The following is an 11792-nucleotide window of genomic DNA, read 5'->3' on the forward strand; positions in this document are numbered from 1 at the left end:
GGTGCAGGACTCCTTCGGACGAACGGCCCGGCGTCGCCGGGACGGAACTGCAGGGGGATGCCGCGCGGCCGCGGACGTTCGGGTCGGGGGCGCGGCCGCGCGGAGTCTCAGCCGCCCGACATGGTGCGGGCGATCTGCGTCGCCGAGTCGCCCGCGCGCTTGAGCACGACGGCGACGAGGGCCAGCGCGCCGAGGGTGAGCAGCAGCATCACGGTCGACACGGCGGCGATCTCGGGACGGAGCCCGCCGCGCAGGGCGCTGAGCACGTACACCGGCCACGGCGTCGAGCCGGAGACCTGCACGAACGCGGCGACGACGGTGTTGTCGAGGCTCAGCGTGAACGACAGCAGCAGGCCGGCGAGCACGGCGGGCATCGCCAGCGGGAGCGTCACCCGGCGGAACGTCGTGAACGGCGTCGCGTAGAGGTCGGCCGACGCCTCCTCGAGCTGCTCGTCGAGCCCGACGAGTCGGGCGCGCACGATGTAGGTGACGACCGCGGTCGAGAACAGCGAGTGGCCGACCACGAGGCGCACGGTGCCGTCGTTGAACAACGTGAGGCCGGCGTCCTGGCCGAGGAAGACGAGCCACGGCAGCAGCGAGACCGCGTCGACGATCTCGGGCGTCACCGAGACCATGAGCAGCAGGCCGACGAACCAGAGGGTCCACTTTCCCGGTTTCCGGGCCAGGGCGATGCCGGCGAGCGTGCCGAGCAGCGTCGCCAGCACCGCGGCGATGGCGCCGGTGCGGAGCGACACCGCGACGGCGTCGCGCACGGCGGGCTTCTCCCAGAGCGCCCGGTACGGCTCGAAGCCGAACTCGTTCCACGCGATGAGCAGGCGCCCGTTGTTGAACGAGTACACGAGGATCACGATGATCGGCGCGAACAGGAACAGGAAGACCAGGACGCTCCACACCGTCAGGCCGAGGTCGACCGGCGAGCGGCGCGCGCGGCGCGGGCGGGGACCGACCGGGCCGGCCACGGCTTCGGTGCGGGGCGCGGATGCCTCGGCGACGCCGGTCGCGGCATCCGCCGCGGTCGTCTCGGGTGCGGTGGTGGTCATGCCGAGGCCTCCAGGACGACTCGGTTGCGGGCGCGGAAGGGCAGCGAGACGAGCCACAGCAGGAACCCGATCGCGGCCGCGGACAGGATGATCACGACGATCAGCAGCACCGCCATCGCCGAGCCGAGCGCCCAGTTCTGGGCGGCCTGGAACTGGCTCGCGACGAGCTGGCCGACCATGTTGCCCTGCGCACCGCCGAGCACGGTCGCCGTGATGTAGTCGCCCATGAGCGGGATGTACACCAGCAGCAGGCCGACGATGATGCCGGGCCGGGCGAGCGGGAACGTCACGCGCACGAACGTGCGGACCCGGTTCGCGCCGAGGTCCTTCGAGGCCTCGCGGAGCGCCGGGCCGACCCGGTCGAACGCCACGAACAGCGGCAGGATCATCAGCGGCAGGTAGTTGTAGACGACGCCGATGAGCACCGCGGTTCGGGTGTACAGGATGGCGAGCGGGCCGTCGATGATGCCGACGGTCTGCAGCAGCTGCGACATCCAGCCCTCCGGCGCGAGGATGATCTGCCAGCCGATCGTGCGGACGAGGAAGTTCGTCCAGTACGGCACCATGACGAGGGCGAGGAGGAGCCCGCGCCGGTTCGCGGGCGCCTTCACGGCCATCCAGTAGGCGACCGGGAGCCCGATCACCAGGCACAGCAGCGTGCCCCCGATGCCGACCCACAGGGTGTTCATGAACACCTCGAAGAACGTCGGCGAGAGCGCCTCGGCGTACCGGTCGAACGAGAGCCTGTCGGTCGCGTGCGTGCCGAAGATGCCGGGCTTGTAGCCGAAGCTGAAGTACAGCACCGCGCCGACCGGTACGACGAAGAACGTGACGAGCCACGCCCACGCGGGGATCGCGAGGGCGAAGCTCGGCAGGCGGAGACTACGCACCGGCGGCGGCCTTCGCCTTGTTCCAGATGTCGACGTTGACCTGCTGCGCCTCGTTGACCTCGCCGTCGTGCATGGTGGCGATCTGCTCCTCGGTGAAGAACACGAGGTCGAGCATCTCGAGGCCGGCGTCGGTCGCCGCCTCCTCGATGCCGGCGGCGCCGGTGTGGTAGCCGATGTAGTCGACCTGCTGGAGCTGGTTCTCGGGCACCATCGTCCAGTTGATGAACGCGTGCGCGGCCTCGGGGTGCGGCGCGCCGACCGGGATCGCCCAGTTGTCCATCCACAGCTCGGTCGCGGGGGAGCCGAGCACCCACTGCCAGCGGTCGGGGTCCGGGCTCTCCATGATGCCGATGCGCGCGTCGCCGTTCCACGCCTGCATGAGGACCTGCGTGGCCTGCGGGATGGCCTGGCCGCCCGGGTAGGAGTCGAACGCCGAGATGTGCTGGGCGAGGGTGTTCACGATGAAGTCCTCGCACGCGGCGAGGTCGCCCTCGTCGGTGGTGTTCCAGTCGATGCCGTTGGCCCAGTAGTAGAGGCCGGTGACCTCGGCGGGGTCGTCGAGCACGCTGGTGCGGCCGCTCGCCTCGTTCTGGGCGGCGTCGAGGAAGTCGTTCCAGTCCTTCAGCTCGCGCGTGATGACGGTCTTGTCGTAGACGAAGCCCGTGGTGCCCCACGCCTTGCAGATCGAGTACTCGTTCTCGGGGTCCCAGCTGCGGGCGAGGAAGTCGGGGTCCATGTGCTCGATGTTCGGCAGCAGGTCCTTGTTGAGCGGCTGGATGATGCCGTTCTCGATCATCTGCGGGATGAACGAGCCCGTCGGCACGATGATGTCGTAGCCCGACGTGCCCTTCGCCGCGACGAGCTTGGAGATGAGCTCCTCGTTCGAGCCGTAGGAGTCGAACGTGACCTTCGGGCCGAGCTCCGAGGTGAAGGCCGAGACGACGTCGGGCGAGTCGTAGTCGCCCCACGTGTAGATGCTCAGCGAGCCCTCGAGCTCGCCGCCGGTCGCGGCCGGCGCGGCCGACGAGCCGCCGCCGGGCGACGAGCAGGCCGCGAGGAACGCCGTGCCGCCCATGGCGGCCGCGAAGCTCAGGAAGCGCCGACGGTCGATGGCGCGCTGGAGGATCGGCACCTGCTGGGTGCTCGCGAGGATCCGGATCGGGGTGGACTGCTCGGCCATGTCGCTCCTTCGGGGGCTGTGGAGGGGATCGGGGTGGGTCAGTGGGTGGGCGGGGCCACGTAGCCGCCGGCGGCGGCCGCGTCGTCGGACGGGAACACCTTGACGCTCTCGGGGGTCCACGAGCAGGTGACCGGCGAGCCGACGGCGAGGTCGGGCGCCTCGGGGGTCGGTCGGCGCACGATGAGGCTCTGGTCGTCGCCGAGGCGGACCAGGTACTGCATCGTCTCGCCGAGGTGCGAGACGCCGAGCAGCGTGCCCGGCACCGCGTTCGCGCCGCTCGCGGCATCCCCCGCCGCGGCCTCGATGCGGACGAACTCCGGCCGGACCGCGGCCTGGGCGGGCGTGCCGTCGGCGATCGAGGGCGCCCGGTCCGAGCGGATGCCGCGGATGAGCCCGTGCGCGGAGTCGACGGCGGTGCCGCCCTCGGCGGCGCTGCCGCGGAAGAAGTTCTGCTGGCCCACGAACGCGGCGACGTAGGCCGACGTGGGCCGGGCGTAGACGGTGTCGGCGTCGGCGAGCTGCTCGATGCGACCGTCGCGCATGATCGCGATGCGGTCGCTCATCGAGAGCGCCTCACCCTGGTCGTGGGTGACGAAGACGAACGTGATGCCGAGGCGGGACTGCAGGAGCTTCAGCTCGAGCTGCATCTCCTCGCGGAGCTGGCGATCGAGGGCGCCGAGCGGCTCGTCGAGGAGCAGCACCGAGGGGCGGTTGACGAGGGCGCGGGCGAGCGCGACGCGCTGCTGCTGGCCGCCGGAGAGCTGCGTCGGCTTGCGGTCCGCGAAGCGGCGCATCTGCACGAGGTCGAGCGCCTCGGAGACGCGCTCCCGGACCTCGGCCTTCGGCGTGCGGCGCTGCTGCAGCCCGTAGGCCACGTTCTCGGCGACGGTCATGTGCGGGAACAGCGCGTACGCCTGGAAGACCGTGTTGACGTCGCGACGGTACGGCGGCAGGCCGAGGACGGATCGTCCGGAGATGCGGATGTCGCCCTCGTCGGGCTGCTCGAATCCGGCGATCATCCGCAGCGTCGTGGTCTTGCCGCAGCCGGAGGGGCCGAGCAGCGAGATGAACTCGCCGGGCTGGATCGAGAGCGAGAGGCCGTCGACCGCGGTCGCGTCGCCGTAGCGCTTCGTGACGTGGTCCAGCTCGATCGAGCCGGCGGCCGAGTCTCGCTCATCCACGGGGGAGGCGGTCCTCGCCTCGGTCGCTGTCGTCACCTGTGGGCACCTCCGGTTCACTGACGCCGCGTCGCGTCCGGCCATTCAAACCGCTGTTGCACACTTGTGCAATGGGCCATGGCGAAACCGGACGGACCATCGTCCGCCGAACCGCTGCCTGACAGATCGTCCGGCGGATCGTCACGGGGGCGAAACCACGGGGGCCCGTTCGTCACACGGGCGAAATACGAGCGCTGTTCGGGCGCGTCGGCGCGTATCGGGACGGCGTCAGGCGAAGCCGAACACGGGTGGGAAGACGATCGCGACGACCGCGGCCCAGGCCGCGTACACCGGCAGGTACGCCGTCTGCCAGTGCTCGAGCCGGGAGAACGGATGCCGCCCGCGGAGGAACCCGAGCTGCAGCCAGGCCGCCCGGGCGAGGTTCGCGAGGAGGATCGCGTTGAGGCCGAGCGACGCCGCCTTGTTCGCGCTGAACCCGAACTCGCCGATGCGTGCGAGCATCGCCACCAGCACGACGACGTCGACGACGATCGCGCTCGCGAGCATCACCAGTTGCAGCCGCTCGAACCATCCCGCCGGCGCCAGCGGGTCCCGGGCCGAGTACGAGTAGACGAGCAGCCCGAGCACGACGACGAGCACGAGGTCGAACGCGATGAGCAGGTCGCGGCTCACGTCGACGAGGTTCCACTGGATGATCGCCGCGGCGATGAGCGCGAGCATCATCAGCGTGAAGAGGGGCGTGAACAGGCGCGTGAGCACGGGGGCGATGTTCTCGATGACCTGCTGCTTCGCCTCGACGAGCCAGGCGGCCACGAGCACCGCGCCGGCGGCGCCGCAGGGGAGCACCCACTCGCCGACGACCGGCAGCGCATCCACGCCGATCGCGGCGAACACCGCGACGGTGAGCATCGAGAGCGCCCCGCCGACGAGCGCGATGAGCACGTAGTAGACCGTCCACTCGCCGCTGAATCGCACGAAGTCCATCCGCGCGGCATCGCTGCGCCAGTCGCCGGACGCGTACGCGATGCCCGTCACGAGCCACAGCGCCACCGCGGCGTGCGTCGCGGCGAGCACCTCGGTCATGCCGGGTTGCGCGGCGATCGCGTCGGTTCCGGGCGCGCCCGCGAACGGGTACGCGTCGAGCGCGATCGCGGCGACGGCGAACGCGGCCGCGACGACCGCCATCGCGCCGGCCGGAGGACGGTGTCGCCAGGCGAACCACGCGGCGAGGAACGGGAGCACGAGGATCGCGGCGTTGCGCAGGAGGAAGTCCGGTCCGGCGCCGAGCAGGTCGGCCGCCTTGACCGCGACGCCCGCCCCGACGCCCAGGAGGAGCGCCACCGCGAGCCCGTTCGCGCGGCGGGCGAGGCCGAGCGGCCGGCCCGCGGCATCCGTGGCCCGCCCGTCCGGCCCGATGCCCGCCGCCCCCTCGTCGAGCACGAGCTGCTTCCAGAGGCGTTCGGAGTGCACGCGGGCGTATTCGCGGGAGAGGTCGTCGACCGCGCCGAGGCGCTTGACGGCGACGAGGAACGCCTCGTCGTCGTGGAGTCCCGCGGCCCGGAGGGCGTCGACGCGGTCGAGCAGGTGCCCCTCGAGCTCGTCCACGTCCGGTTCGCTGAGCGTGCGTCGTCGGCCGACCCAGTCGCGCCACGAGGCGACGAGGTCGTCGAGTGCGGGACGTTCGTCGAGCGCCATCTCAGGCGCCTCCGAGCGCGATGCGGGGCGAACCGCCGTGGCCGTCCGGCCAGACCTTGGCGAGCACGTCGCCCACGACGTCCCACTGGCGGCGCTGCTCGGCGAGTGCGGCCGAGCCCTGCGTGCTGAGCCGGTAGTGCTTGCGCCGCCGCCCGGTCGGCGAATCACGCCATTCGGACTCGATGTGGCCGAGCCGCTCGAGGCGGTGGAGGAGGGGGTAGAGCATGCCGTCGCTCCATTCGAGCTCCCCGCCGGAGAGCTCGGTGATCCGCTGCAGGATCGCGTAGCCGTACGACTCGCCCTCGGCGAGGATGCCGAGCACGACCGGCGTGGCGGCGGCGGCCACGAGGTCCTTCCCGATGCGCATGCGCGTCTCCGTTCCCGGTCGTTCCGGCGATGCGAGCCGGCGTATACCTTGCAGTGCTAGGTACCTTGCAGCACAAGGTAGCATCGGACGGCGCGATCGCGCGACCTCGCCGCGGGATCTCGCCCCGCCGCCGGGCGCCGAAGTCGGCCGCGCCTACGCGTCGGGGCCCGCCTCTCGCGGTGCATCCGTGGGGTCGGCCGACTCGTCGGGCATCTCCCGTGCGTCCGCCGTCCGGGCCTCCTCCAGCGAGACCAGGATGCGGAGCCCGGCCCAGGTCACTCCGAAGCCCACGATGAGCCCGGCGATCACGAGGACGAGCCAGCGGACATCCTCGCGGACGCCGAGCACCAGCCCCAGGACGGCGAGCGCCGCGCCGAGGACCGGACCGCCCACGAAGAGCGCGATCCCGAACACACCCGTGCGGGCCCGTCGCCGCTCCACGCGGCGCGGGCCGTCGGTGTCGCCGTCGGCGTGCGTCACGGCTCCATTGTGCGCGCGCGGCCGCCGCAGCGCCCTGCGCCCCGCGGTTGTTCCGCGACGCGGAAGAACACGGAAAGTTCACCCCCCGGATCGGTGCTCCGAGCCCTCGCGCGGCCCGCAGCATGGTTCCCACAGACCCCCGGACGGCCGTCGCAGACGACCCGGACGGACCCCGAGACATCCGCACCGCTGCACCGAAGGAGCACCACGATGAGCACCCAGAACCGCCCCGGCGACCAGACGCAGACCGCCGCCGAGCTCCAGCTCGAGTGGGACGCCGACCCCCGCTGGGAGGGCGTCACGCGCGACTACACCGCCGAGGACGTCATCGCCCTCCGCGGCCCGGTCCGCGAGGAGCGCACGCTCGCCCGCCGCGGCGCCGAGAAGCTGTGGGAGAACATCCGGAAGAACACCGGCACCGCGTTCGATCGCATGGAGGACCCGGAGTGGTCGGCCGCCCTCGGCGCCCTGACCGGCAACCAGGCCGTGCAGCAGGTGCGCGCCGGCCTCAAGGCCATCTACCTCTCGGGGTGGCAGGTCGCGGCCGACGCAAACCTGTCGGGCCAGACCTACCCCGACCAGTCGCTCTACCCGGCCAACTCCGTCCCCGCCGTCGTGCGCCGCATCAACAACGCGCTCCTGCGTGCCGGCCAGGTCGAGCAGGGCGCCGACGACCGCGACTGGATGGCGCCGATCGTCGCCGACGCCGAGGCCGGCTTCGGCGGACCGCTGAACGCCTACGAGCTCATGCACCAGATGATCGAGGCCGGCGCCGCGGGCGTGCACTGGGAGGACCAGCTCGCGAGCGAGAAGAAGTGCGGCCACATGGGCGGCAAGGTGCTGGTCCCGACCGGCCAGCACATCCGCACGATCAACGCGGCCCGCATGGCGGCGGACGTCGCCGGCGTGCCCTCGATCATCATCGCCCGCACCGACGCGCTCGCCGCGACGCTGCTCACGAGCGACCACGACGAGCGCGACCAGCCGTTCACCACCGGCGAGCGCACCGCCGAGGGCTTCTACCACGTGCAGAACGGCATCGAGCCGGTCATCGCGCGCGGCCTCGCCTACGCCGAGTACGCCGACCTGCTCTGGGTCGAGTCGGCCGAGCCCGACCTCGAGCTCGCCCGCCGGTTCGCCGAGGCCGTGCACGCGAAGTTCCCGGGCAAGCGCCTCTCGTACAACTGCTCGCCGAGCTTCAACTGGAAGCGCCACCTCGACGACGACCAGATCGCGAAGTTCCAGCGCGAGCTCGCCGCCATGGGCTACGCCTTCCAGTTCATCACCCTGGCGGGCTTCCACTCCCTGAACCACGGCATGTTCACGCTCGCCAAGGACTACAACGAGCGCCACATGTCCGCGTACGTCGAGCTGCAGGAGGCCGAGTTCGCCTCCGAGGCCGACGGCTACACCGCCACGCGCCACCAGCGCGAGGTCGGCACCGGCTACTTCGACCAGATCGCCACGGCGCTGAACCCGAACAGCGCGACCCTCGCCCTCGTCGGATCGACCGAGGAAGAGCAGTTCCAGCACTGACCAACGACCCGTCGGTCGGGTGAGCCCAGCGCGGCGACCCGACCGGCGGGGCCGGAAGGAGAAGCCATCATGACCATCACCATCGAGCGCACCCGCACCGCGCCCCAGCCCACCCGCCAGCAGCCCGCCGCGGATCCCAAGCCCGCCACCGGCAGCTTCCAGACCGTCCAGCCGGACCTCGAGGTCACCGCGCCCCTGGGCGAGCGGTACGACGAGATCCTCACGCCCGAGGCGCTCGCGTTCCTCGCCAGGCTGCACGACCGGTTCGCGCACACCCGCCACGAGCTGCTCGCGGTGCGCCTGCAGACCCGCGTCGACGCGGCGAACGGCCGCGACCCGAAGTTCCTGCCGGAGACCGAGTGGATCCGGAACGACACGACCTGGCGGGTCGCCGGCGCCGGACCCGGCCTCGAGGACCGCCGCGTCGAGATCACCGGCCCGACCGACCGGAAGATGGCGATCAACGCGCTGAACTCCGGCGCGAAGGTGTGGCTGGCCGACCACGAGGACGCGACGAGCCCGACCTGGGCCAACGTCGTCGAGGGGCAGCTGTCGCTGTTCGACTTCCTCCGCGGGAACCTCGAGTACACGAGCCCCGAGGGCAAGGAGTACCGCGTCACCGCCTCCGAGACGCCGACGATCGTGTTCCGGCCGCGCGGCTGGCACCTCGTGGAGAAGCACCTGAAGTTCCACGACCGGGCCGGGCGCGCCATGCACGCGTCGGGGTCGCTCGTCGACTTCGGGCTGTACTTCTTCCACAACGCGAAGGCCCTCATCGAGGGCGGCCGCGGTCCGTACTTCTACCTGCCGAAGCTCGAGTCGCACCGCGAGGCGAAGCTGTGGAACGACATCTTCACCTTCGCGGAGGAGGAGCTCGGCATCCCGCACGGCACGATCCGCGCGACGGTGCTGATCGAGACCATCCAGGCCGCGTTCCAGATGGACGAGATCCTCTACGAGCTGCGCGACCACTGCGCCGGCCTCAACGCCGGGCGCTGGGACTACATCTTCTCGATCGTGAAGACGTTCCGCTCGCGCGGCCGTCGCTGGGTGATGCCCGACCGCAAGCAGATCACCATGACGGTCCCGTTCATGCGGGCCTACACCGAGCTGCTCGTGCAGACCTGCCACAAGCGGGGCGCGCACGCGATCGGCGGCATGAGCGCCTTCATCCCGAACCGTCGCGACCCCGAGGTGACCGAGCGCGCGCTCGCCGCGGTCAGCGCCGACAAGCGCCGCGAGGCGGGCGACGGCTTCGACGGGACCTGGGTGGCGCACCCCGACCTCATCCCGACCGCCCGTGCCGAGTTCGACGCGGTGCTCGGCGAGCGGCCCAACCAGGTCGACCGCCTCCGCGACGACGTGCAGGTGACGGCGGCGCAGCTGCTCGACATCCCGTCCGGCTCGGGCGAGGTGACCGAGGCGGGCGTCTACGACAACGTCTCGATCTGCATCCGGTACATCGAGTCGTGGCTCCGAGGGACCGGTGCCGCGGCGATCGACAACCTGATGGAGGACGCCGCGACCGCGGAGATCTCGCGTTCGCAGGTGTGGCAGTGGCTGCACGACAACACGGTCACCGCCGAGGGCACGCGCATCGACCAGACGTCGATCGTGCGGATCATGGCGGCCGCCGTGGCCGACCTGCCCCGCTTCGAGGGCGACCGGTTCGACGACGCGATCTCGGTGTTCCGGTCGGTCGCGCTCGAGCCCGAGTTCCCGACGTTCCTCACGGTCGGGGCGTACGCCCGGTTCCTGTAGGCCGGGCGGCGCGGGAGCGCACGACGAGCGGATGCCGCGGGAAGGGAAGCCCGCGGCATCCGCTTCGTCGCGCCCGCCCGCCCGCCGCCCGCCGTCCCGCCGTCCCGCCCTCTGCGTTTCTCAGGAGGGTTGGCCGCAACGCCGGGGCTTCTCAGGAGGACTCGCCGGGCCAACCGGCGACACGCCGGATAACTCCTGAGAAACGCAGAGCGGCGTCAGCGGAGGGGGACGGGGACGTCGACGCCGCCCTCGGGCGTGACGCGCGCGTTCATCTTCAGCAGGGTGGGTGCCGGCACGAATCCGCCGGCGAACAGCGCCTCGCCCTGGCGGAACCACGGCGACCGGGCGATGAGTGCCGTCGGCGCGTAGCCGAAGTAGGTCGCGAGCCCCTCGAGGTCGATCGGCGAGGTCATCTTCATGAGCGCCAGGTTGTCGCACTGGGAGATGATCCCCGGGTGCACCTTCGAGGGGCGCTGCGTCGACAGCAGCAGCCAGAGCCCGAACTTGCGGCCCTCGGCGGCGATCTGCACGAGCCGCTCGCGCACGGCGACCGCGAGCGGCGAATCGAGGAGCGGCGAGCACAGGTTGTGCGCCTCGTCGATCACGAGCAGGACCGGCCGCCGCTCCTCGCGCCGGGCCCACAGCTCGTCGAGCACCGCCAGCGCGACGACCAGCTGCTGCTCGGGCGTCGAGAAGCCGCCGAGGTCGAGCACCGTGGCATCCGGCCGGTCGTCGACGACGTCGGTCGCGGCGCGGTCGCGCCCCGCCCAGACCTCCCACTCCATGAGCCCGAGGTTCTCGACCCGCAGCGCGAGCTCGCGGTGCGCCGGGTCGTCGGAAGAGCGCAGCGTCGGGAGGACCGCGCCGAGGTCGTTCGTGTCGAGGACGTCCCGCAGGTGCACGATCGCGTTGTACTCGAGCCGGTCGACCACGGGATCCAACTGCAGGACGGCGGCCTTCGAGGCCATGGGCAGCCCGACGAAGCGGGCACGCAGCGGCTCGGCGCCGTCGACGTTCGGCCGGAGCACGCGGATGTCGCGCTCGCGCAACGCGTCGGCGGTCGGCCCGCTCGCGCCCGGGTTCAGCTCGCCGAGGCGCACGAAGTCGGAGTTCGGGTCGAACACGACCACGGGGAGGGCGGTGTGCGCGATCACCTGCTCGAGCACGACGCCGAGCGCGTACGTCTTGCCCGACCCGCTCTGGCCGCACCAGAACGTGTGCCGGTTGAAGCGGTGCGGGAGGAGTCGCGCGGGCCCGCCCGGCGGGATGAGGTCGGTGCCGACCTCGAGCGCGGCGCCGGTCGCGGTGTGCAGCAGGTCGACCGAGTCGGGGTCGACCGCGGCGACCGTCGCCGACGCGAACGCGGCGGTCGCGCGCGTGTCGAGCAGCGCGTCGGCGAGCACGCCGAGCAGCCGTCCGCGGAGACTGCCGCGCTCCTCGTCGAACTGCTCCACGAGGCCGAGCTGCCGGCGCTCGCCGTCGTCGACGACGACGAGCGCACCCACGACGAAGCCCTCGACCGGTCCGGGGACGTGGAAGGACCGGCCGTCGTCGGAGCGGGCGGTCGGAGGTCCGGAGCTGGCATCCATGGAGTGATCCTGCCACCGCTCCGCAGCCGCCGGAGGATGCCCCTCGCCCGCGACG

At 71.7% G+C, this 11792-nt stretch carries 10 protein-coding genes; 2 read left to right on the forward strand and 8 right to left on the reverse strand.

Annotated elements, in window-relative coordinates:
* Nucleotides 1-107 precede the first annotated feature (107 nt).
* The 7 genes from ABD230_RS11950 to ABD230_RS11980 form a co-directional block, all read right to left on the reverse strand.
* A complete protein-coding gene (locus tag ABD230_RS11950; RefSeq protein ID WP_344373830.1) occupies nt 108-1061 on the reverse strand; it encodes an ABC transporter permease in 954 nt (317 codons plus the stop codon).
* On the reverse strand, nt 1058-1951 hold the full coding sequence (locus tag ABD230_RS11955) for an ABC transporter permease (protein ID WP_344373833.1): 894 nt from the start codon (nt 1949-1951) through the stop codon (nt 1058-1060). Before ABD230_RS11955 ends, ABD230_RS11950 begins: the two co-directional genes overlap by 4 nt.
* Nucleotides 1944-3131 carry a polyamine ABC transporter substrate-binding protein gene (locus tag ABD230_RS11960; protein ID WP_344373836.1) on the reverse strand — a complete coding sequence of 396 codons (1188 nt, stop codon included), beginning with the start codon at nt 3129-3131 and terminating at the stop codon, nt 1944-1946. The genes ABD230_RS11955 and ABD230_RS11960 overlap by 8 nt, the downstream gene beginning before the upstream one ends.
* A 38-nt stretch (nt 3132-3169) precedes the next feature.
* On the reverse strand, nt 3170-4312 hold the full coding sequence (locus tag ABD230_RS11965) for an ABC transporter ATP-binding protein (RefSeq protein ID WP_344373838.1): 1143 nt from the start codon (nt 4310-4312) through the stop codon (nt 3170-3172).
* Nucleotides 4313-4576: 264 nt separating this feature from the next.
* Nucleotides 4577-6004 (reverse strand): permease prefix domain 1-containing protein, encoded by a 1428-nt coding sequence (locus tag ABD230_RS11970; protein WP_344373840.1) that lies wholly within the window; start codon nt 6002-6004, stop codon nt 4577-4579.
* 1 nt (nt 6005) lies between these two features.
* Nucleotides 6006-6371 (reverse strand): PadR family transcriptional regulator, encoded by a 366-nt coding sequence (locus ABD230_RS11975; protein ID WP_344373842.1) that lies wholly within the window; start codon nt 6369-6371, stop codon nt 6006-6008.
* Nucleotides 6372-6524: 153 nt separating this feature from the next.
* Complete coding sequence (locus ABD230_RS11980; protein ID WP_344373844.1) at nt 6525-6851, reverse strand: hypothetical protein; 327 nt, start codon at nt 6849-6851, stop codon at nt 6525-6527.
* Nucleotides 6852-7061: 210 nt separating this feature from the next.
* Between ABD230_RS11980 and aceA the strand changes: the two genes are divergently transcribed.
* Both aceA and aceB read left to right on the forward strand, forming a co-directional pair.
* Nucleotides 7062-8387 carry an isocitrate lyase gene (gene aceA, locus ABD230_RS11985; RefSeq protein ID WP_344373846.1) on the forward strand — a complete coding sequence of 442 codons (1326 nt, stop codon included), beginning with the start codon at nt 7062-7064 and terminating at the stop codon, nt 8385-8387.
* Between the two features lie 69 nt (nt 8388-8456).
* Nucleotides 8457-10148: a malate synthase A gene (gene aceB, locus ABD230_RS11990; RefSeq protein WP_344373848.1), complete on the forward strand. Its 1692-nt coding sequence runs from the start codon at nt 8457-8459 to the stop codon at nt 10146-10148.
* 215 nt (nt 10149-10363) lie between these two features.
* On the opposite strand, the gene ABD230_RS11995 is transcribed toward aceB, so the two are convergent.
* Nucleotides 10364-11737 carry an ATP-binding protein gene (locus ABD230_RS11995; protein ID WP_344373851.1) on the reverse strand — a complete coding sequence of 458 codons (1374 nt, stop codon included), beginning with the start codon at nt 11735-11737 and terminating at the stop codon, nt 10364-10366.
* Nucleotides 11738-11792 lie beyond the last annotated feature (55 nt).

The organism is Agromyces tropicus, assembly GCF_039531345.1.
Lineage (GTDB): Bacteria > Actinomycetota > Actinomycetes > Actinomycetales > Microbacteriaceae > Agromyces > Agromyces tropicus.

Coding starts and splice junctions, on each gene's coding strand:
- ABD230_RS11950 (WP_344373830.1), bottom strand. CDS start 1,061: ATGACCACCACCGCACCCGAGACGACCGCGGCGGATGCCGCGACCGGC.
- ABD230_RS11960 (WP_344373836.1), bottom strand. CDS start 3,131: ATGGCCGAGCAGTCCACCCCGATCCGGATCCTCGCGAGCACCCAGCAG.
- ABD230_RS11970 (WP_344373840.1), bottom strand. CDS start 6,004: ATGGCGCTCGACGAACGTCCCGCACTCGACGACCTCGTCGCCTCGTGG.
- ABD230_RS11975 (WP_344373842.1), bottom strand. CDS start 6,371: ATGCGCATCGGGAAGGACCTCGTGGCCGCCGCCGCCACGCCGGTCGTG.
- aceA (WP_344373846.1), top strand. CDS start 7,062: ATGAGCACCCAGAACCGCCCCGGCGACCAGACGCAGACCGCCGCCGAG.
- aceB (WP_344373848.1), top strand. CDS start 8,457: ATGACCATCACCATCGAGCGCACCCGCACCGCGCCCCAGCCCACCCGC.
- ABD230_RS11995 (WP_344373851.1), bottom strand. CDS start 11,737: ATGGATGCCAGCTCCGGACCTCCGACCGCCCGCTCCGACGACGGCCGG.